The organism is Shewanella sp. SR43-8, from assembly GCF_014163775.1.
Classification (GTDB): domain Bacteria; phylum Pseudomonadota; class Gammaproteobacteria; order Enterobacterales; family Shewanellaceae; genus Shewanella; species Shewanella vesiculosa.
Genome location: NZ_JACJDX010000001.1, coordinates 484,952 through 507,259, shown reverse-complemented (window position 1 = coordinate 507,259; position 22,308 = coordinate 484,952). Strand labels below are relative to the sequence as shown.

The 22,308-nt window shown below is 42.8% G+C and carries 15 protein-coding genes; 13 read left to right on the top strand and 2 right to left on the bottom strand.

From position 1 onward, the window contains the following. Nucleotides 1–144 precede the first annotated feature (144 nt). The gene (gene dinB / locus H5114_RS02120; RefSeq protein ID WP_182722054.1) at nt 145–1,224 is read left to right on the top strand and encodes a DNA polymerase IV; all 1,080 of its coding nucleotides are present in this window, start codon (nt 145–147) and stop codon (nt 1,222–1,224) included. 93 nt (nt 1,225–1,317) lie between these two features. On the opposite strand, the gene H5114_RS02115 is transcribed toward dinB, so the two are convergent. Continuing rightward, nucleotides 1,318–2,781 carry an aminoacyl-histidine dipeptidase gene (locus tag H5114_RS02115; protein ID WP_182722053.1) on the bottom strand — a complete coding sequence of 488 codons (1,464 nt, stop codon included), beginning with the start codon at nt 2,779–2,781 and terminating at the stop codon, nt 1,318–1,320. A gap of 182 nt (nt 2,782–2,963) precedes the next feature. Between H5114_RS02115 and H5114_RS02110 the strand changes: the two genes are divergently transcribed. From H5114_RS02110 to H5114_RS02095, 4 genes are all read left to right on the top strand, one after another. Then, entirely contained in the window at nt 2,964–4,505 is a 1,542-nt protein-coding gene (locus tag H5114_RS02110) for a leucyl aminopeptidase family protein (protein WP_182722052.1), read from the top strand. 846 nt (nt 4,506–5,351) lie between these two features. Then, entirely contained in the window at nt 5,352–6,641 is a 1,290-nt protein-coding gene (locus H5114_RS02105) for an NCS2 family permease (RefSeq protein ID WP_124017660.1), read from the top strand. A 283-nt stretch (nt 6,642–6,924) separates the two neighbouring features. Then, nucleotides 6,925–8,034 carry a glutamate 5-kinase gene (gene proB, locus H5114_RS02100; RefSeq protein WP_124017659.1) on the top strand — a complete coding sequence of 370 codons (1,110 nt, stop codon included), beginning with the start codon at nt 6,925–6,927 and terminating at the stop codon, nt 8,032–8,034. Between the two features lie 10 nt (nt 8,035–8,044). After that, entirely contained in the window at nt 8,045–9,319 is a 1,275-nt protein-coding gene (locus H5114_RS02095) for a glutamate-5-semialdehyde dehydrogenase (RefSeq protein ID WP_124017658.1), read from the top strand. A 102-nt stretch (nt 9,320–9,421) separates the two neighbouring features. On the opposite strand, the gene H5114_RS02090 is transcribed toward H5114_RS02095, so the two are convergent. After that, nucleotides 9,422–9,757, bottom strand: a complete 336-nt coding sequence (locus tag H5114_RS02090; RefSeq protein WP_124017657.1) for a hypothetical protein — start codon at nt 9,755–9,757, stop codon at nt 9,422–9,424. A 701-nt stretch (nt 9,758–10,458) separates the two neighbouring features. On the opposite strand from H5114_RS02090, the gene dnaK reads away from it, so the two are divergent. The 8 genes from dnaK (at nt 10,459) to carB (ending at nt 22,145) form a co-directional block, all read left to right on the top strand. Then, nucleotides 10,459–12,375: a molecular chaperone DnaK gene (dnaK, locus tag H5114_RS02085; protein WP_124017656.1), complete on the top strand. Its 1,917-nt coding sequence runs from the start codon at nt 10,459–10,461 to the stop codon at nt 12,373–12,375. A 111-nt stretch (nt 12,376–12,486) separates the two neighbouring features. Then, complete coding sequence (dnaJ, locus tag H5114_RS02080; RefSeq protein ID WP_124017655.1) at nt 12,487–13,614, top strand: molecular chaperone DnaJ; 1,128 nt, start codon at nt 12,487–12,489, stop codon at nt 13,612–13,614. A 210-nt stretch (nt 13,615–13,824) separates the two neighbouring features. Next, entirely contained in the window at nt 13,825–15,057 is a 1,233-nt protein-coding gene (locus H5114_RS02075; protein ID WP_182722051.1) for a DEAD/DEAH box helicase, read from the top strand. A gap of 110 nt (nt 15,058–15,167) precedes the next feature. After that, a complete protein-coding gene (locus H5114_RS02070) occupies nt 15,168–15,974 on the top strand; it encodes a M48 family metallopeptidase (RefSeq protein WP_124017653.1) in 807 nt (268 codons plus the stop codon). Between the two features lie 79 nt (nt 15,975–16,053). After that, nucleotides 16,054–16,671 carry an FKBP-type peptidyl-prolyl cis-trans isomerase gene (locus H5114_RS02065; RefSeq protein ID WP_124017652.1) on the top strand — a complete coding sequence of 206 codons (618 nt, stop codon included), beginning with the start codon at nt 16,054–16,056 and terminating at the stop codon, nt 16,669–16,671. Between the two features lie 83 nt (nt 16,672–16,754). Then, nucleotides 16,755–17,567: a 4-hydroxy-tetrahydrodipicolinate reductase gene (dapB, locus tag H5114_RS02060; RefSeq protein ID WP_124017651.1), complete on the top strand. Its 813-nt coding sequence runs from the start codon at nt 16,755–16,757 to the stop codon at nt 17,565–17,567. A gap of 175 nt (nt 17,568–17,742) precedes the next feature. Beyond that, complete coding sequence (gene carA / locus H5114_RS02055; RefSeq protein ID WP_124017650.1) at nt 17,743–18,900, top strand: glutamine-hydrolyzing carbamoyl-phosphate synthase small subunit; 1,158 nt, start codon at nt 17,743–17,745, stop codon at nt 18,898–18,900. 23 nt (nt 18,901–18,923) lie between these two features. After that, nucleotides 18,924–22,145 (top strand): carbamoyl-phosphate synthase large subunit, encoded by a 3,222-nt coding sequence (carB, locus tag H5114_RS02050; RefSeq protein ID WP_124017649.1) that lies wholly within the window; start codon nt 18,924–18,926, stop codon nt 22,143–22,145. The last annotated feature ends 163 nt before the right edge of the window (nt 22,146–22,308 follow it).

Here is a 22,308-nt window from a genome sequence, read left to right as displayed (position 1 = left end):
TAGAATGACTTGAAGCTAGGTTTTGACTTTTAAAAAGTATGTTGAGTTGTACTTATTCATTATATTAACAATACACAATGATTGAATACTGTTTTTATATACAGTATCATTGTTTTTAATTGAGTAAATGATGATGGTTATAGAATGCGTAAAATCATTCACATCGATATGGATTGTTATTTTGCTGCGGTAGAAATGCGCGATTTTCCTGAATTACGAGGAAAGCCCATTGCTGTTGGCGGCAGAAGTGATCGTCGCGGTGTGATAAGTACCTGCAGTTATGAGGCCCGCAAATTTGGCGTGCGAAGTGCTATGTCCAGTTATCATGCACTGCAGCTGTGTCCGCAGTTAATTTTAGTGCCAGGGCGCATGGATGTATATAAATCGGTGTCTGTGCAAATACGTGAGATCTTTCATCGATACACAGATCTTGTCGAACCCTTGTCTCTAGACGAAGCTTATCTTGATGTGACTGATTGCGATGCTCACCAAGGCAGTGCCACGTTAATTGCCAAGGCTATTCGAAATGATATATTTGAGACCACAGGTTTAACCGCCTCAGCGGGTATTGCACCGATTAAGTTTTTAGCTAAAATCGCTTCCGATTTAAATAAACCTAATGGCCAATATGTCATCACTCCTAATCAAATTAGTGATTTTGTAAAAGATCTTCCTCTGAGTAAAATTCCTGGCGTCGGTAAAGTCACTTCAAAAAAGTTAGCTGATATTGGCTTAACCACCTGCTATGACGTGCAACAGTATCCAAAAGCGCAATTAATTGAGGTATTTGGCAAATTTGGTCATGTATTAGCTGAGCGATCACAAGGGATAGATCCAAGACAAATTAGTCCGCATCGGGTGCGAAAGTCAGTTGGGGTTGAAACTACGTTAGCCAAAGACATTTTTACCTTAGAGCAATGCCGTCAAGTATTACCACAGCTTATCCAAGAATTGAGTGCTCGGGTTCATCGCAGTGCTAAAGATAGACAGATCCACAAGCAAGTTGTGAAGCTGAAATTTAATGATTTTAAACAGACCACCATCGAACATCGCAGTGATGAAATGTCGATTAATTTGTTTCATGATTTACTGCAACAGGCTTTGCTGCGCAGCCAAGGGCGAGGTATTCGCTTATTGGGGGTTAGTGTTGGTTTAGCTGATACAACACTGGCTGTTACAGATAATCCAGTGGCACATATTACTCAGCTTGATTTGCAGTTTTAAATGTTAGAATTGCAATGAAAAACGCTCAAGTCTAAAACTAAAAAACGACATTTCTGTCGTTTTTTAGTTTTACGCATAAATCATCGCTATTGATTACGCTTCTTTAGCTGGAATACGTTCTAATACGGCAAGTAGCAATTCCCAGTACTGACCAACAGTGGTGATGTTGACCATTTCATCAGGGCTATGTGGATAACGAATAGTCGGCCCAATAGAGACCATGTCCATTAGTGGATAAGGCTCTTTAAATAAACCACATTCTAGACCTGCATGGATAACCATCACGGTAGGATCTTTTTTATAAATATCGTTATAGGTGTCTCGCACAATTGCCATTACAGGTGAGCTAGTATCTGGTTTCCACCCCGGGTAAGCACCGCTTAAATCTATGCTAGCACCCGATAGGTTTGATAGTGCGGTTAGCATACCGGTGACTTCTTCACGACCTGAATCAATTAATGAACGAATAAGGCATAATATTTCTACACTTTCATCTTCAGTGCTGATCACGCCTATATTTAGTGATGTTTCAGTGACGCCTTCAACTTCATCACTCATGCGCATTACGCCGTTAGGGCAAGCATGTAATAAGTCGATTAAGGTATTTTGCGCCTCTTCGCCCATGACTTTGGTGGGTGCATCAATTGCTGCTAAGCTCAGTAGCATGCCTGGGTCTGCAACGGCTAATTCTTCACGAACTAGGGCTTGGAACGATTCAATGGCTTGCTTTAGTGCGTCAATATTTTCTGCTGGTAGCATAAATTGCACGTTAGCTTCACGCGGAATGGCATTACGCAGCGAGCCACCACTAAAGCTAACTAGCTCTAGGGCTAATTCGTCACTGTATTTAAACAAAAAGCGCGCTAATAACTTATTGGCATTACCACGTCCAAGGTGAATATTAACCCCAGAGTGACCGCCTTTTAATCCTGACATGGTCAGTGAAAAGCTGGCGTTGCTTTGTTCTGGTGCTTGCCAAGACATTGGTACACTTATCTGTGCATCAACACCGCCAGCACAACCCATGTAGATTTCACCTTCTTGCTCAGAGTCTGTATTGATTAAGATTTCTGCATCAAGGTAACCGGCTTCTAAACCAAAAGCGCCCGTCATGCCAGCTTCTTCATCAATGGTGAGCAGTACTTCGAGTGGCCCGTGCTTAATGTCTTTACTGCCTAAAACAGCCAGCGCCGAAGACATACCAATACCGTTATCAGAACCTAAGGTTGTTCCTCTAGCTTTAACCCAATCACCGTCTACATAAGCTTCAATCGGATCGGTTTCAAAGTTATGTACTTTGTCGGCATTTTTTTGCGGCACCATATCAATGTGCGCTTGTAACACCACTATTTTACAGTTTTCCATTCCTGCTGTGGCAGGCTTACGGATGATCAAGTTACCGACTTTGTCTTCAACAACCGCAAGGCCTTGAGCTTTTGCCCATTGCTGAATATGTTGTGATAACGCATGTTCATGCTTTGATGGATGTGGAATAGCGCAAATTTGTTCAAACCATTGCCATAGAGGCTGAGGATATAATTGAGTTAATGCAGTCACGAAACGCCCTCTAAGATGAAATCAAGTCGATATACGACACAAAATATAACTGCAATTATTTTAACATATTCTGCGCAGTTACTTGATATTGCGATACCGATTTGCCAAGGTTTAGTCCACAAATCTGTAAATAATTATGAACCCACTAATTTATCTGTATTCCTAAAGAGTAAGGATCTTGTATGACCCAAGTGAATAAAGCGGTTACCGCCTTCCAAGTGCCAATTATTGATGTCATAAGTGATGGGGCTATTTTTGAAGGCGAAGGTTGGGACGCTGTTGTCGTGATAGCGACGAGTTTAGCTGAGATTAAACAAGATGAAGTGAGTTTGCTTGCTGCACACGCTCGCCAAATTGATATGCGTGTCGGTAAAAGTGCCACGCTCCTTTTTGCACCGGGGTTGGCCGGTGGTCGATTGATCATCTCTCCAGTGGCTGATAGCGGCAATGAGTATAGCGATGTGAGGATTTTTGCCAAAGCTGCTCGAGAAGGGATTGCCATTGCTAAAGCCGCAGGTGCCACTAAACCTTTATTAGTTGTACCAAGTGTAACTGACAAGCGTTTTGCTAATGCTGAACAAGTTGCCGCACTAGCTTGTGGACAAGAGCTTTGGCAACCGTTAGAAGCACGAGAAGCAAAGTCTTTGCCACCGAGTTTAACCGCGATTGGATTATTGAATACCGCCACCCATAGTTTATTACTTAATGCGGCAGAGTCTGGACGAGTATTGGCGCGCGATCTTTGTGGTACAGAACCTGAGCGTATGTCGGCTATTGGGTTTGCACAATATTGTGTTGATGCTTTTGCTGATAGCGGTTTGGCTGTATCTGTGATTGATCAAGCCGAGCAGTTAAAAGCGCAATATCCATTATTAAGCGCTGTTGGCAGAAGCTCTTTTGATGTGGCTCGTCATCATCCACGAGTGGTAAAGCTTGAATATATTGGTGAAGGCACTATTACCAAAACCTTATTCTTTGCGGGTAAAGGCGTGGTTTACGACACTGGTGGCGCTGATATTAAAGTTGCCGGGTCAATGGCTGGCATGAGCCGTGATAAAGGTGGCGCAGCTGCGGTTGCCGGTTTAATGAAGGCGCTATCGATACTTAAACCTAAAGGGATCAAAGTGGTCGCCGAGCTTGGGTTAGTGAGAAACAGTATTGGCAGTGATGCATTTGTTACCGATGAAATTATTGCCAGTCACGCAGGTGTACGAGTCCGTATAGGTAATACCGATGCTGAAGGGCGTTTAGTGCTAGCCGATTTGTTATCCCATTTACGTTTACAGGCTCAAACTGCGGTGAATCCACAATTGTTTTCGGTGGCGACGTTAACCGGTCATGTTGTACGAGCCTACGGTGGTTACCCTGCATTAGTTGAAAATAGCGTGGCTAAAAAGCAAGGTGTTGCAGCAACATTAGCTGAAGTGGGGCAATTATGGGGGGAACCATTTGAGGTTTCACAATTACGTCCAGAAGACTTTGATAAAGTTGCCGATAAAAATGGCGCTGCAGATGTGGTGTCATCGAATAATGGTCCGTCTTCAATTACGGCTCGTGGGCATCAATATCCTGCCGCTTTCTTGATAAAAGCGTCTGGATTAGCCGAAACAGAACTGGCATTTACCCATATCGATATTGCAGGCAGTGCTGTTGATGGCGATCCTCTCTACGGAAAGCCAACTGCAAGCCCTTTGGTTGCTTTATTACAGTTTTCTTTTTTGTAGGCCACGCTTGGTTAAGTTGTTGTGATAATAGATATTATTCCAACTGTCACATGTTGGCAACAATGGGTTAACATGGTTTCAATCAGAAATTATTGTAATTAAATCACTTTTAATGAAGTTTTTGTGAATTAAAGCAAATAATACTTGTAATTAAATTACAGTTTTGTATAATTCATTTCGTCGGCAAGGATTATCATTGCCGGCTCTAGTTAATCCAGGATGGATATAGCCTCCAAGGATCTGAGTGACAAGTTGTCTCAATGGATTTGAGAAATGTACGTTCCAGGGAACCGAGCCAAGCTTTACTAGGTTTATGCAACTTAACTTTATTCAGGAGAAGACCATGTCTTATACAGGTAGCAGCAAATTTTATTGGCAAAACACTTGGTTTGCTGATGTGACAGTTTTACGTGGCGGTATATTCGCCATGAAACGTTAAGAATTGACCCTCTTTACGTCGTTTTAATATCCATCAACCTTTTGTTCGTCTCGTTTGACGGTTTAGACAAGGTGATAAACTAATAGATTTATTACCACATCACATTCAGTGGTGCTAGCTTTCCTTTCCCCATACGGAATGCTTGTAACATGTCTGCCTACTCTTTTGAGTAGGCTTTTTTTTACCTGAAATTTAGCCAATTGGTTAGTGCGTTATATAAAAAACTGAAATCTTTCAATAAAAAGGCAATTGATAGCTATCAAGGTCGTAAGTACTTATAATTTCCCGCTGATTCACACCTATCCTGCGTAAAGATGTCGGCTTAGCATGTAAGCATGCCTTATCCTCATCTGTAACGATTAAAACGATAAACTCAACGTTAACCTTTGCCCAAGGACCTTCGCTCCATGTTAGAAAAATTATTTAAACTTAAACAACACAACACGAGTCTTAAACAAGAAGCGATAGCCGGTCTTACTACTTTCTTAACCATGGCCTACATTATTTTCGTCAACCCTATGATGCTTGCTGATGCAGGAATGGATCATGGTGCGGTATTTGTTGCCACATGTTTAGCCGCTGCCATAGGGTGCTTAGTTATGGGCTTATTGGCTAATTACCCTATCGCATTAGCGCCTGGTATGGGGCTTAATGCTTTTTTCACTTACACTGTAGTTGGTGAAATGGGTTATAGCTGGGAAACGGCCCTTGGTGCGGTGTTCATGTCTGGGGTGTGCTTCTTAATTCTATCTCTAGTTAGGATCCGCGAGTGGATTGTTAACTGTATTCCTATGTCATTGCGATTTGGTATCGCGGCAGGTATTGGTTTATTTTTAGCATTAATTGGCTTGAAAAATGCCGGCATTGTTGTGGCAAGTCCTGCAACATTAGTGACTATGGGTGACATTACCTCATTTCCAGCCTTGATGGCGGCGTTAGGTTTCTTCTTAATTATTGCTATGGTGCATCGTGGCCTGAAAGCGGCAGTTATTTTTAGTATTTTGATCGTGACGGCTCTCGGCATGATTTTTGGTGACGTACAGTATCAAGGCTTAGTTGCTATGCCACCGTCTATTGCACCGACATTCATGAAAATGGACTTGTCTAGTGTATTAGAAATTAGCATGTTATCTGTAGTCTTTGCTTTTTTGTTTGTTGATTTATTCGATACATCCGGCACCTTAGTTGCTGTTGCACAACGTGGTGGATTACTGGATGAAAAAGGCCGCTTGCCGCGAGTTAAACGTGCATTAACAGCAGACAGTGTTGCCACCATTACCGGTGCGGCATTGGGTACATCAACGACGACTAGCTATATTGAAAGTATTGCAGGGGTAAGTGCTGGCGGCCGCACAGGTTTAACCGCTGTGGTGGTTGGATTGTTGTTTGTTGCGGCGTTATTTTTATCGCCGTTAGCTGCTATGGTGCCAGCTTATGCAACAACTGGTACCTTGTTTTATGTGGCTATTTTAATGATGTCGGGTCTGGTGAATGTTGATTGGGAAGATATAACGGAAGCCGCTCCAGTGGTGGTGACATGTTTATTAATGCCGTTAACTTTCTCTATTGCCAATGCTATTGGCCTTGGGTTTATTTCTTACGCTGCAATCAAATTGATGACAGGACGTTTTAAAGATTTAAATTCAGGTATTTTAGTTGTAGCAGCATTGTTTGTGGCGAAATTTATTTATAGTTAATCCGTTGCTCATCAATAGGGTAAATGGTTATAAATTGGCTAAGGCCAAAACAAAAAAGGGCTATTAGCCCTTTTTTTGTTTTTCTAATAAGGCGCCAATAGCCAAGCTATTTAAGCTTAATGAAACTGAGTTAGCAGGATTAGAGACTGTTTGATAACCATTTATTAACCTGAAAATAGTTAATCTCGATAAATATTCCACTATTAGCGGCTTTCACTATGAATTATCGAGTGAATTGGGTATAAAAATGAACTGAATATTTTTTGCAAGCTGAGTGAGATAAATGGGTTATCGCCGCGTAGTAGTTAAGTTAGGCACCAGCGTGCTGACATCTGGCAGTAAAAAGCTCGATAAAGCACATATGGTTGAGTTGGCCAGGCAAATGGCCTCGCTTATGCGTTCAGGCGTTGAAGTTGTATTGTGTACATCGGGCGCAATAGCTGCTGGGCGAGAGCATTTACATTATCCGGTGTTGCCCGACACTATGGCGAATAAACAGTTACTTGCAGCTGTAGGTCAAAGTCAGTTAATTTTGGCGTGGTCACAATTGTTTAGTATTTACGGCTTACATGTTGGCCAGTTATTGTTAACTCGTGCTGATTTGCAAGATCGCGAACGTTATTTAAATGCCCGTGACACTTTAAATGCATTATTAGCTCATAATATTATCCCGATCATTAATGAAAATGATGCCGTTGCCACCAATGAAATTAAGGTGGGTGATAATGATAATTTGTCCGCCCGTGCAGCCTTGCTTTGCGATGCTGATTTACTGATCTTACTGACTGACCAAAAAGGCTTATTTGATGCCGATCCGCGCACGCATCCAGAAGCACAGTTGATTAAACAAGTTGTTAATATCGACGACAGTTTGCGTTTGTTAGCTGGCGGTTCTGTGTCTGGACTTGGAACGGGTGGTATGGCAACCAAACTAGAAGCTGCCGATGTGGCTCGCCGTGCGGGGATTGAAGTGGTCATCGCTTCCGGTCATCATCCTGATGTTATCGCCAGAGTAGCGGCTAGAGAGTCTGTTGGTACTCATTTTAGTGCCATAGAAAATCCATTAGAAAGTCGCAAGCAATGGATCCTTGCCGGCCCAGCTTCGCAAGGTAAATTAGTCATTGATGCTGGAGCATCGGTTGCCGTCGTTGCTAATGGTCGTAGCTTATTGTCTAAAGGTATTATTGATGTAGAAGGTCATTTTGAGCGCGGTGCGACTTTACTGATCGTGAATCAAATCGGTAAGATTTTGGCTAAAGGCATTAGCCGTTATTGTGCCAATGATTTAATTAAAATTAGCGGTAAACACTCTGATGACATAGAAAGTTTACTCGGCTATAACTACGGGGATGCCGTGGTTCATCGCAATGATATGGTCGTACTCGATAATTAAGGATAAGCAGATGTCAGCCACAGAAACAGAATATTTAACCCTACTCGGTCAACGCGCTAAAGCTGCCAGTTTTATCTTAGCGAGTTTAACGGCAAAACAGAAAAACCTGTTGTTAGCAACTATTGCCGATCACTTAGCTCAGCGAAAAGATGATATTTTACAAGCCAATGCACAAGATATCATTGCTGCGAAGCAAAGTGGTTTAACCGAAGCCATGATCGATAGGTTGATGCTGGACGAAGGACGGCTTGGCGGGATTATCGCTGACATTGATAATGTCATCGCCCTAGCTGACCCTGTCGGTAAAGAAGCTGAAAGTCGAGTATTAGATAACGGCTTACGCTTAACACGTCGCAGTGTCCCATTAGGGGTAGTGGGAGTGATTTATGAGGCTCGGCCGAATGTCACCGTTGATATTGCTGTGTTAGCGTTAAAGACTGGCAATGCTGTGATTTTGCGCGGCGGTAAAGAAACCCTGACCTCCAATAAAGTGCTAAGTGAAGTCATTCGAGATGCACTCGTGAGCCTAGATTTACCTAAAGATGCCGTGCAGCTTATTGATTCACCTGAGCGTAGTCTTGTTAGTGGTTTGCTCCGGCTCGACAAATATGTCGATATGATTATCCCCCGTGGTGGACAAAATCTGCAGCGGTTGTGTGCTGAACAATCGAGTATTCCAGTGATTCTTGGTGGGATTGGCATCTGTCATTTATTGGTTGATAAACAGGCCGATTTAGTCCGTGCAATAGATGTGATTGCTAACGCTAAAGTGCAACGCCCAACAGTGTGTAATGCCTTAGATACATTGCTAATACATCAACAGATAGCCGCTGAATTTATTCCAAATATTGCCTCACATTTACATTCGCTTGGGGTACGTTTCCATGCTTGTGCCATTGCCTTACCTTATCTTGACGGTCTAGGTTTTGATGTTACTCCAGCGCATGATGAGTCGTTCTCAACCGAGTGGTTATCACTTACGTTAGGGATCAAAGTGGTCAATGATATTGACGAAGCGGTGGAGCATATTCGTCAATATTCGACAGGACACTCTGAGGCTATTTTAACGGATAACATTCACACAGCGAGCGACTTTATGAATCAAGTTGATTCCGCTGCAGTGTATGTGAATGCCAGTACTCGTTTTACAGATGGTTCACAGTTTGGTCTTGGCGCAGAAGTTGCCGTGAGTACCCAAAAATTGCATGCTCGTGGTCCCATGGCGTTAGATGCTTTGACGACGTATAAGTGGCTCGCCTGGGGCGATTATACTTGTAGACAATAACTGATTGGGTGATGGTCTTCATGATAATAAGGGCGCTGTTAAGCGTCCTTATTATTGATAATTTGTGAATGTAGAGCTGGTTTTTGACAATCAAATAGCGCATTACATATTATAAATAAGATGGCTTGGCATTGCGGATTCATTCAAGCGTTCATAGGTGGTTAACAACCAAATCACAAAAAAAGCGCCGGTCATTAATATGGCTACAATTCTAAATGCTTGAGCGTATTCCATTACATAGGTGAAATAGCGACGCTGTACCGCATTGGTCATAAACGTGGCTATCAGTGAAAACACGCTTAAATACATCGCTGGATATTGAGTGGAGCTCATGCCACAAAACTTTTCATAGATAAGGATTAATGCCACAACGATTAAAATAATAATGCGTATTTTACGTTCCGTGTTATCACTTAAATTCCATCTTGGCAGTCCCATTGCCTACTACCTCTTCAATTAATTGAATTTTGATTATTTTCTAAGCATCCTTGATACTTTTATAACTTTAGTTGTGTTTTTATCAAATGAATAGCGTTATTTAATGCTTGTCTGACGCTGTTTAATATCCTGACAATAAGTTCTGCTGATATGGTTAGCTAATATGGGGAGGATTAAAATATACCCGAGTGCCTATTCTCTCTGAGCTAGCTGATGTTAGCCATCGGTAAACTCGGCTGCAAAGGTCAGTCATCACTGCCTAAGTAACGTTGGATTATTTGAGACTAATATTCGATCAGTTCATGCTGTTATAAGACGTAAAAGGCTTAAGGGGTAATAGTAAAAGACATGGCAAAGCTTGCGCCTTGTTACAGCTAACCAAAATAAAATAAACAGGCGGTTTAGCCTCACGTTGCAGTGGTAAGCTCAACAATACAATTATTTAAGCTGTTGTTGTTAGTTGAAGAGAAAACCCCTTCGCATCATTGATGCTGCGTCAATAATATCAGTAAAACACGATAAATTTTTAGCATTCCCCTTGTAATTCACTTTGCTGTCCCAATATAGGTATCAAGGCTGATATGAGTGGTTAATATGAATCTCAAGTTAAGCAATAAAATGCTTGAAATACTGGTTGTTCATCCCCATATCAACATCAAATAACATATTTGCGACGAATAACGTCAATTTCGGAGGACCCCATGGGCAAAATTATTGGTATCGATTTAGGCACAACAAACTCGTGTGTAGCAGTCCTTGATGGCGGCAAAGCACGCGTAATTGAAAACGCAGAGGGTGATCGCACAACCCCTTCAATCATCGCGTACACCGATGATGAAATTATTGTTGGCCAACCTGCTAAGCGTCAAGCTGTTACTAACCCTGCAAACACATTTTTTGCGATTAAGCGTTTAATCGGCCGTCGTTTTAAAGACGATGAAGTGCAACGTGATGTAAACATCATGCCATTCAAAATTATTGGCGCTGATAACGGTGATGCATGGGTTGAGTCTCGTGGTAATAAAATGGCACCACCACAAGTGTCGGCTGAAATCTTGAAAAAGATGAAAAAGACAGCTGAAGACTTTTTAGGTGAAGAAGTGACTGAAGCGGTTATTACTGTTCCTGCTTACTTTAACGATTCACAACGTCAAGCAACTAAAGATGCTGGCCGTATCGCAGGTCTTGATGTTAAGCGTATCATCAACGAACCAACGGCTGCTGCACTTGCCTATGGTATCGATAAGAAGCAAGGCGACAACGTCGTTGCCGTTTACGATTTAGGTGGTGGTACATTTGATATCTCTATCATCGAAATCGACAGTAATGATGGTGACCAAACATTTGAAGTGTTAGCAACCAATGGTGACACTCATTTAGGTGGTGAAGATTTCGATAACCGCTTAATCAACTATTTAGCTGACGAATTTAAGAAAGACCAAGGCTTAGATCTTCGTAGAGATCCTCTAGCGATGCAACGTTTGAAAGAAGCTGCTGAAAAAGCAAAAATCGAGCTTTCAAGCACTAACCACACTGAAGTTAACTTGCCTTACATTACTGCAGATGCATCAGGCCCTAAACATTTAGTGGTTAAAATTACTCGCTCTAAATTAGAGTCATTAGTTGAAGACTTAATTCAACGTACTTTAGAGCCGTTAAAAGTTGCCCTAGCTGATGCTGATTTAAAAGTATCAGACATCAATGAAGTGATTCTTGTTGGTGGTCAAACTCGTATGCCTAAAGTACAAGAAGCGGTAACTAACTTCTTCGGCAAAGAGCCACGTAAAGACGTCAACCCTGATGAAGCGGTTGCAGTTGGCGCGGCGATTCAAGCTGGCGTACTTTCAGGTGAAGTGAAAGACGTATTGCTACTTGACGTTACACCATTGTCTCTTGGTATTGAAACCATGGGCAGTGTGATGACTAAGCTTATCGATAAAAACACCACTATCCCGACTAAAGCTCAGCAAGTATTCTCAACCGCTGACGACAACCAAAGTGCCGTGACAATTCACGTACTTCAAGGTGAGCGTAAGCAAGCGAGTGCAAACAAGTCTTTAGGTCAATTTAACCTTGAAGGTATTGAGCCTGCACCACGTGGCCAGCCACAAGTTGAAGTGATGTTCGACATCGATGCTGATGGTATCTTACATGTGTCTGCAACAGACAAGAAAACAGGTAAGAAACAAAACATTACCATTAAAGCCTCTTCTGGTTTGTCTGATGAAGAAGTAGAGCAAATGGTACGTGATGCCGAAGCTCATGCTGACGAAGATGCGAAATTTGAAGAGTTAGTTAAAGCGCGTAATCAAGCCGATGGTTTAGCTCATTCAACTAGAAAACAAGTTGAAGAAGCTGGTGATGCTTTAGCAAGCGATGAAAAAGAAAAGATTGAAGCGGCAATTGCAACTTTAGAAACGGCTATTAAAGGCAAAGATAAAGAAGCAATGGACACTGCAACTCAAGCTCTTATCGAAGCGTCTGCTAAGTTAATGGAAATTGCTCAAGCTAAAGCGCAAGGCGAAGCTGAAGGCCAAGCGCAAGATGCTGGCCAATCTAAGCCTGCTGATGATGTTGTTGATGCTGAGTTCGAAGAAGTTAAAGACGACAAAAAGTAATTAACCATTTCAGTTAGTTACTTTAAAAGCGGGCGTTGAGGCTATCCTCACACGCCCGTTTGTATAAATTAAGTTTAACAACTTACTCACACCTTCGAGAAACAGAACACTATGTCAAAGCGTGATTATTACGAAGTTCTCGGTGTTGGACGTGACACCAGTGAACGCGAAATTAAAAAAGCGTACAAACGCTTAGCGATGAAATTTCACCCAGATCGTAATCCGGGTGATAAAGCCGCAGAAGCCAGCTTTAAAGAAATTAAAGAAGCGTACGAAATTTTAACCGACAGCGACAAGAAAGCTGCATATGATCAATTTGGTCATGCTGGCGTCGATCCTAATCGTGGTGGACACGGCGGTGGCCAAGGTGATTTTGGCGATATCTTTGGTGATGTTTTTGGTGATATTTTTGGTGGCGGTCGTCGCGGTGGTCAACGTCAGGCTGCACGTGGTAGTGACTTACGCTACAACCTTGAATTATCTTTAGAAGAAGCTGTCCGTGGTTTAACCAAAGAATTACGCATTCCGACACTCGCTGCATGTGATTTGTGTGATGGTAGTGGCGCTAAAAAAGGCACCTCTGCAACCACATGTGGCACTTGTCATGGTCAAGGCCAAGTGCAAATGCGCCAAGGTTTCTTTGCTGTTCAGCAAGCGTGTCCTACTTGTCATGGTCGCGGTAAAATTATTAAAGATCCTTGTGGCAAATGTCATGGCGAAGGCCGAGTCGAGAAAAGCAAAACTCTGTCAGTTAAAATTCCAGCCGGTGTTGATACAGGCGATCGTATTCGTTTAACCGGTGAAGGTGAAGCGGGCGAGTTTGGTGCACCTCCTGGCGATTTATATGTGCAGGTTAGTGTACGTGAACATGCCATCTTTACTCGTGATGCCAATAACTTATACTGTGAAGTGCCTATTTCATTTAGTAAAGCGGCATTAGGCGGCGAGATTGAAGTACCGACATTAGACGGTAAAGTTAGCCTTAAAATCCCAACAGAAACCCAAACTGGGCGTATGTTCCGCTTGCGTGGTAAAGGGGTTAAGTCGGTTCGTAGCCATGCCGTTGGTGACTTGTTGTGTAAAGTGGTCATGGAAACACCGGTTAACTTGAATGACAAACAAAAAGAGTTATTGCGTGAGTTTGAAGCGACCTTAACTGGCGAGTCAAAAAAGCACAGCCCTAAAGCGGAAGGTTTTTTTGATGGCGTAAAAAAGTTTTTTCAAGACTTAAACAGTTAGTATCGTTCCATTAAACGTGACTATCATGAAAGGCTGTTTACTTTAGGTAAACAGCCTTTTTTATTGACTGGTATAATCAGGTACTAAAAGGTGACATGTTATAGCTCTGCAGATGACGTCAATGTCTGTCTAGTTCATGGCGAACACATTTTTAGCGATACAATTTTTTAGCAACTTATTTAGCTGTTTTTTTACCATTAGGCGTTATGTATGTCATTTTCTGTATTCCAGCTCAATCCAACATTATTAACCGCATTACCGCCAGCAGTGACTGAGCCTAGTCGCGTTCAGCAATTAGCGATCCCTGCAATATTGACTGGGCAAGATGTCTTGGCATTGGCGCAAACCGGTAGCGGTAAAACCTATGCTTATGGTTTACCACTTTTACAGCGCTTGAGTCTGTCTCCAGAGGTTGGTCTTTCTGCGGTGGTCATAGTGCCAACTCGAGAATTAGCTTCACAAGTGATGCAAGATTTAGCCCCGTTAGCGCAAGCATTAAATTTACGCGTTGATATGCTATGCGGCGGGCAAGCAATTGAATTGCAGGTAGAGCGATTGACACAACCTGCTAACCTTATTGTTGCGACCCCAGGGCGCTTATTAGCGTTAGCGCAGCAAGGTGTTATTCAGTTTGAACATCTGCAAAGCTTAGTACTTGATGAAGCAGATAGATTATTGGACATGGGTTTTATTGGCGACATTAATGCGCTAATCGCAATGATGCCAACTGGACAGCGTTTATTGTTTTCGGCCACATTGCCTGAGCCATTAACCACATTAGCCGAGCAAGTTTTGACGACAGCACATGTGCGTATTCAGGCGCATGTGATCAATAGTGCTGTGGCTGATATCGCTCAAACCTTATATCATGTAAATAAAGGCAGTAAAGCAAAAGCACTGATCCACTTAATTACTTTGCACCAATGGTCACAGGTGTTGGTATTTGTTAATGCTAAAGATGATGTCGATTCATTATGTAAAAAATTAGTCAAAGCGGGTATTAATGCCGCGGCACTTCATGGTGATAAAGAACAAGCTGTACGAAGCCATACTTTGGAGCAGTTTAAAAATCAACAGTTAACAGTACTAGTGGCTACCGATGTATTATCTCGTGGTATCCATATTGACGCTCTACCTGTGGTCATAAATGTTGATTTACCTAGCCAGGCCGCTGTATATGTACATCGTATAGGACGAACTGCTCGGGCAGGATTAAGTGGTGTTGCCTTGTCATTAGTGAGTCATGCTGAGTTATTAAGCTTGGATGCTATTAGGCTGTTAACAAGGCAAGCGTTACCGTTAACTGAACTCGCTGGTTTTGCCGTAACAGATAAGCCAACTAGCGAAGCCAGTAAGCGAGCGCCTCGCGATAAACAAGCTAATCGTCGTACAGCTAACAAACGCAGTATTAGTGATTTTACCAAACGCAAACCGACCCGTTAATGCGAGCTGATGTTTGATATTGTAAGTGATGTATTCGCGCTAAAGACTGGTATAAAATAAGCTAATACTGGATTAGCTTTTTGATTCAATAATGTTTAAGGGATGACAACATGAAACCTCTCGCACTAACCCTATTTGTTGCTGCTTTATTAGTGGGCTGTGTCAATAGTCAATCGCCCACGGGGCGAGGGCAGACCTTATTGTTTTCTGATACACAGATGCAGCAAATGGGTGGTCAGTCGTTTGAGGCAATGAAACAAAGTGAAAAAATAAGTCAAAATAAAGCCCAAACTGACTATGTCAATTGTATTGCTAAGCGTATCACAGCAGTATTACCTGATCAGTCTCAACAATGGGACGTAGTGGTATTTGATTCAGACCAGGTTAATGCTTTTGCATTACCGGGCGGTCATATTGGTGTCTATACCGGTTTATTGAAGGTCGCCGTTAATCAAGATCAACTTGCTACTGTGATGGGGCATGAAGTGGCACATGTGTTAGCGCAACATGGAAATGAGCAAGTATCTCGCGCCCAGCTTACTGGTTTGGGTATGCAAGCCGCCGATGCAGCGATAGGCGCATCTGGAATTGCTAATAAAGATCTGTACATGGCCGGACTTGGCTTAGGGGCAAAAGTCGGCATTATTTTACCCTTTGGCCGCAGTCAAGAGTCTGAAGCTGATATTGTAGGTTTAGAGCTAATGGCTAAAGCGGGATTTAATCCGGCGCAAAGCATTGCTTTGTGGCAAAATATGGCCAAGGCTGGAGGTGCACAAGGGCCTGAGCTGTTGTCGACTCATCCGTCACACAGTCATCGAATTGAAGACTTACAAGCGGCGCAAAATCAAGTGATGCCGCTTTATACACAGGCAAGAAAACAGTCTTTGACTGAGTGTAAAATTGCTCAAGTTAAATAGCGTTTTTTGCCAACATTGACGGAGTTTATTGTGATAAACTCTGGTGCGAATTTTTTATGTTTATTGAGAGAAAATTATTATGTCAGATTTGTTCAGCACTATGGAACAGCATGCTAGCTACGGTGTAGGTCGTCAAATGGGCGAGCAGCTAGCGGCAAACTCTTTTGAAGGTATTGATATCCCGGCTGTTCAAGCTGGTCTTGCTGATGCATTTGCCGGTAAAGAAAGCGCAGTATCAATGGAAGAGCTTCAAGTTGCATTTACTGAAATTAGTCGTCGTTTACAAGAAGCTCAAGAAGCTGCTGCTGAAGCCGCTGCTGCTGAAGGCGAAACATTCTTAGCTGAAAACGCTAAGCGTGACGGTATTACGATTACTGAGTCTGGTCTTCAATACGAAGTACTTGTTCAAGGTGACGGCGAAAAGCCTACCTATGATTCAACTGTACGTACTCACTACCATGGTACATTTATCAGTGGTGATGTTTTCGACAGCTCTGTTGCTCGTGGCCAGCCTGCTGAGTTCCCGGTATCAGGTGTGATAGCTGGTTGGACTGAGGCATTACAGTTAATGCCTGTTGGCACTAAGCTTAAATTATATGTCCCGCATCACTTGGCTTATGGTGAGCGTGGCGCGGGTGCTTCAATCCCGCCTTATTCAGCTTTGGTCTTCGAAGTTGAATTGTTAGAAATTATCTAGTTATTAAAAACGCCTAAGTCAACTTAGGCGTTTTTGTATATGCTGTTTTTAGGTTTATCTTTAGTTAACACTGGGAGAAATAAATGACTGCAAAAGTGAGAATTGCTGTAGTTGGTGCCAGTGGCCGTATGGGCCGTACACTGATTGAATCTGCTAGACAGCAACAAGTCATCGTACTTGGCGCAGCGATAGATCGTACAGGCTCTAGTTTAGTCGGTATTGATGCCGGTGTGCTTGCTGGTGTTGGTGCAATGGACGTTGTTATTACCGATTCACTAGATAACGTAGTGAACGATTTTGACGTTCTGATTGATTTTACCTCACCAGAGTCTTCAATCATTCATCTTGATTGGTGTGCTAAAAATCACAAAGCCATTGTCATCGGTACAACTGGGTTCAATCATGCTCAAAAAGAGCTCATTGGTGCCTATTCAGAACAAGTACCTGTGGTATTAGCACCTAATATGTCTGTTGGTGTCAATGTGATGTGGAAGTTACTTGCACTTGCCACTGAAGTGATGGGTGATTATACCGATATCGAAATAATCGAAGCTCATCATCGTCATAAAAAAGATGCACCGTCAGGCACCGCGCTCAAAATGGGTGAGATTATTGCTCAAACATTAGGCCGTGATTTAGACCAATGTGCGGTATTTGGACGTGAAGGTATTACTGGTGAACGCGACCGTAATACCATAGGTTTTGCTACTGTTCGCGCTGGTGATATTGTTGGTGAACATACCGCTATGTTTGCTGACATAGGCGAGCGGTTAGAAATAACCCACAAAGCATCGAGCAGAATGACCTTTGCGAATGGGGCTATGAGAGCGGCTTTTTGGCTCTCAGATCAAAATGCTGGTCTATACGACATGCAGCAAGTACTAGGGTTGAATTAGCAACTAAAAACACCATTCGTTGGTGTTTTTTTTTGAAAACAATCCTGCAAAATATAGACGTAAAAACGAATTTCTTATACAATCGCTAGAATTTGCCAAAATTTCGTAATTTAACGGAAATTGGTATTTTTAGTGCAAAATAAAAAACACATAATTTAAGTGGCTTGGCTCTTTTCTGGAGGTCGCGTTGACACAGTCTGCCTTACTCGTACTCGAAGATGGAACCGTATTCTCTGGTACCGCAATTGGTGCTACCGGTATCTCTGTTGGTGAAGTGGTATTTAATACTTCAATGACAGGTTATCAAGAGATTCTTACGGATCCTTCATATTCACGCCAAATAGTAACATTAACCTATCCTCACATCGGTAACACAGGTACTAATGATGAAGACACTGAATCGGATTCGGTTCATGCATGTGGCTTAATCATTCGTGACTTACCGCTTATGGCGAGTAATTTTCGTAACCAACAATCATTAAGCGATTATTTAAAAGCAAATAATGTTGTTGGTATCGCTGATATTGATACTCGCAAACTAACTCGTATTTTGCGTGAAAAAGGCGCTCAAGCCGGTTGCATTATGGTCGGCAACCTAGATGAAGCGAAGGCACTTGCAGCTGCAAAAGCATTTCCAGGCTTAAAAGGTATGGATTTAGCTAAAGAAGTGACTACCGATAAAGCCTATACATGGCGCAATGGTAGCTGGAAATTAGTCGGTGGTTTACCGTCTGAAACACCAGAAGCTGAACTCAAATATAAAATTGTTGCCTACGATTACGGTGTAAAACGTAATATTTTACGTATGTTGGTTGACCGTGGTTGTGATGTCACCGTGGTACCTGCGCAAACTTCTGCTGCAGACGTACTTGCGATGAATCCTGATGGAGTATTTCTGTCAAATGGTCCTGGCGACCCTGAGCCATGTGATTACGCGATTACCGCCATCCAGCAAATTTTGAAAACAGAAATCCCTGTTTTTGGTATTTGTCTTGGCCATCAACTATTAGCATTAGCCTCAGGCGCAAAAACCTTAAAGATGAAATTTGGTCACCATGGTGCAAACCACCCAGTGAGCAATGTTGAAAAAGGCAACGTGATGATCACCAGTCAAAACCATGGTTTTGCTGCTGATGAAACCACGCTACCTGCTAATATCAAGGTGACGCATAAATCGTTATTTGATGGATCATTACAAGGTATTCATCTAACGGATAAACCCGCATTTAGCTTCCAGGGTCACCCTGAAGCGAGCCCTGGGCCAACCGATGCCGCGCCTCTGTTCGATCATTTCATCGAGCTTATAGAACAATACCGTCAGCACGCCAAGTAGTTATCTGGGAGAAGACAGAAGCAATGCCAAAACGTACAGATATAAAAAGTATTCTTATCCTAGGTGCCGGTCCAATTGTTATTGGTCAGGCGTGTGAGTTTGATTATTCAGGTGCGCAAGCTTGTAAAGCACTTCGTGAAGAAGGCTATCGCGTTATTCTGGTCAACTCTAATCCAGCAACGATTATGACCGACCCAGAAATGGCCGATGCAACCTATGTCGAGCCAATTCATTGGGAAGTCGTACGCAACATTATTGCCAAAGAGCGTCCAGATGCCATTCTCCCGACTATGGGTGGACAAACCGCACTGAACTGCGCACTTCAGCTTGAAGCAAAAGGCGTACTAAAAGAGTTTAATGTTGAAATGATTGGTGCGACAGCAGATGCGATTGATAAAGCTGAAGACCGTAGTCGTTTCGACAAAGCGATGAAATCCATTGGTTTAGACTGCCCGCGTGCGGGTATTGCTCATAACATGGATGAAGCTTATGGCGTATTAGATATGGTGGGCTTCCCCTGTATTATTCGTCCGTCTTTCACCATGGGTGGCAGCGGCGGTGGTATTGCCTACAACAAAGAAGAGTTTGAAGAGATTTGTTCTCAAGGCTTAGATTTGTCGCCAACTAACGAATTATTGATCGATGAATCATTAATTGGTTGGAAAGAATATGAAATGGAAGTGGTTCGTGACCGCAACGATAACTGTATTATCGTCTGTACTATCGAAAACTTCGATGCGATGGGGGTTCACACCGGTGATTCAATCACTGTCGCTCCAGCACAAACGCTAACCGACAAAGAATATCAATTAATGCGTAACGCTTCGATAGCGGTACTGCGTGAAATTGGTGTTGAAACCGGTGGCTCAAACGTACAATTTGGTATTTGTCCTAATACTGGCCGCATGGTCATTATTGAGATGAATCCACGGGTATCTCGCTCATCAGCATTGGCCTCTAAAGCAACCGGTTTCCCGATTGCTAAAATAGCGGCTAAATTAGCTGTGGGTTACACTTTAGACGAGCTAAGCAACGACATTACTGGCGGTAAAACACCAGCATCGTTTGAACCTGCTATCGACTATGTAGTGACTAAAATACCGCGCTTTAACTTTGAAAAGTTTGCCGGTGCAAACGACCGTTTAACCACTCAAATGAAGTCTGTTGGTGAAGTCATGGCAATCGGCCGAACTTTCCAAGAGTCATTGCAAAAAGCGTTACGCGGACTTGAAGTGGGTCGTAACGGTTTTGATTCTGTGGTGGATTTACAATCACCAGAAGCCATGCAACGTATTCGTCATGAACTTAAAGAGCCAGGTTGTGACCGCATTTGGTACATAGCTGATGCATTTCGTGCCGGTTTAAGCCGTGACGAAATCTTCACATTGACGAATGTCGACCACTGGTTCTTGATTCAAATTGAAGATTTGATTACCCATGAAGCCAAAGTGGCTGAGCTTGGTATGTCAGGCTTAGAGCAGAACTATTTACGTCAATTAAAGCGTAAAGGGTTCTCAGATGCGCGTTTAGCTGCTGTGTTAGGTGTCAATGAAAACGAGATTCGTAAACTACGTTATCGACATGAGATTTACCCAGTTTATAAGCGAGTCGATACTTGTGCTGCTGAATTCTCAACCGATACCGCGTACATGTACTCAACGTACGAAGAAGAATGTGAAGCTAACCCATCGAACCGTGAAAAGATCATGATTCTGGGCGGCGGTCCAAACCGTATTGGTCAAGGTATTGAGTTTGATTACTGTTGTGTGCATGCTGCATTAGCCTTACGTGAAGACGGTTATGAAACCATCATGGTTAACTGTAACCCTGAAACCGTATCAACCGACTACGATACATCTGATCGCCTATACTTTGAACCTGTCACCTTGGAAGACGTGCTCGAAATCGTGCGTATCGAAAAGCCAAAAGGCGTTATTGTTCAATACGGTGGTCAAACTCCGCTTAAACTCGCGCGTGAGTTAGAAGCCGCAGGTGTGCCAATTATTGGTACTAGCCCTGATGCGATTGACCGTGCAGAAGACCGTGAACGTTTCCAACAAGCAATTCAACGTTTAAACATGAAGCAGCCAGAAAATGCCACTGTAACGACTGTTGAAAGTGCGGTGATTGAAGCTGAAAAAATTGGTTATCCGTTAGTGGTGCGTCCATCTTATGTATTGGGCGGTCGTGCGATGGAAATCGTCTACGACAAGCAAGATTTACTGCGTTACTTCAATGAAGCCGTTAAAGTGTCTAATGCATCGCCTGTATTACTCGATCACTTCTTAGATGATGCGATTGAAGTCGATATTGATGCAGTATGTGACGGCGAAACCGTGGTTGTTGGCGCTATTATGGAGCATATTGAACAAGCAGGTGTTCACTCTGGTGACTCAGGTTGTTCATTACCGCCTTACACCTTAAGTGCTGATGTTCAGGCGAGAATGCGCGAGCAAGTGTCAAAACTGGCTTTTGAGTTAGGCGTAATCGGCTTAATGAACGTGCAATTTGCGGTAAAAGATAACGAAATCTACATGATTGAAGTTAACCCGCGCGCTGCTCGTACCGTGCCATTTGTATCTAAAGCAACAGGCGTTCCTTTAGCTAAAATTGCTGCACGTGTGATGGCTGGTCAAAGCTTAATTTCACAAAACTTTACTAAAGAAGTGATCCCACCTTATTTCTCGGTAAAAGAAGTTGTATTGCCGTTTAATAAATTCCCAGGCGTTGATCCACTCTTAGGCCCAGAAATGCGCTCAACGGGTGAAGTGATGGGCGTGGGTGATACATTTGCTGAAGCCTATGCTAAAGCACAGCTTGGTGCCACATCTGAAGTGCCTAAGTCGGGGCGTGCGTTACTCTCTGTTCGTAACAGTGATAAAAAACGTGTAGCCGACTTAGCCTCTAAGCTGATTGAGTTAGGCTATGAAATTGATGCCACTCACGGCACTGCGATTATTTTAGGTGAAGCAGGGATTAATCCTCGCTTAGTTAACAAAGTACATGAAGGTCGTCCACACATTCTTGATCGTATTAAAAATGGTGAATATACCTACATTGTTAACACTACTGAAGGTCGTCAAGCAATTGAAGATTCTCGCCAGATCCGTCGTGGAGCATTGCGCTACAAAGTGAATTACACGACGACATTAAATGCTGCCTTTGCGACCTGTTTGGCGCATTCAGCAGATGATCGTATCAAGGTGACATCTTTGCAAGAACTGCACAAACGCATAAAAAGTTAGTTTTTATTGCGAAGGAATGACTAAGGTCGCCTTTTGGCGACCTTTTTTATGACATTTTGATGATGGATGACTAGCAAGTCTGTAAAAGCTTAGGTAAGCTGTCAGACATCATCGAAAAGATGCATCCTAGATACGTACGCTAAGTCGATTGCGTACTTCCAAC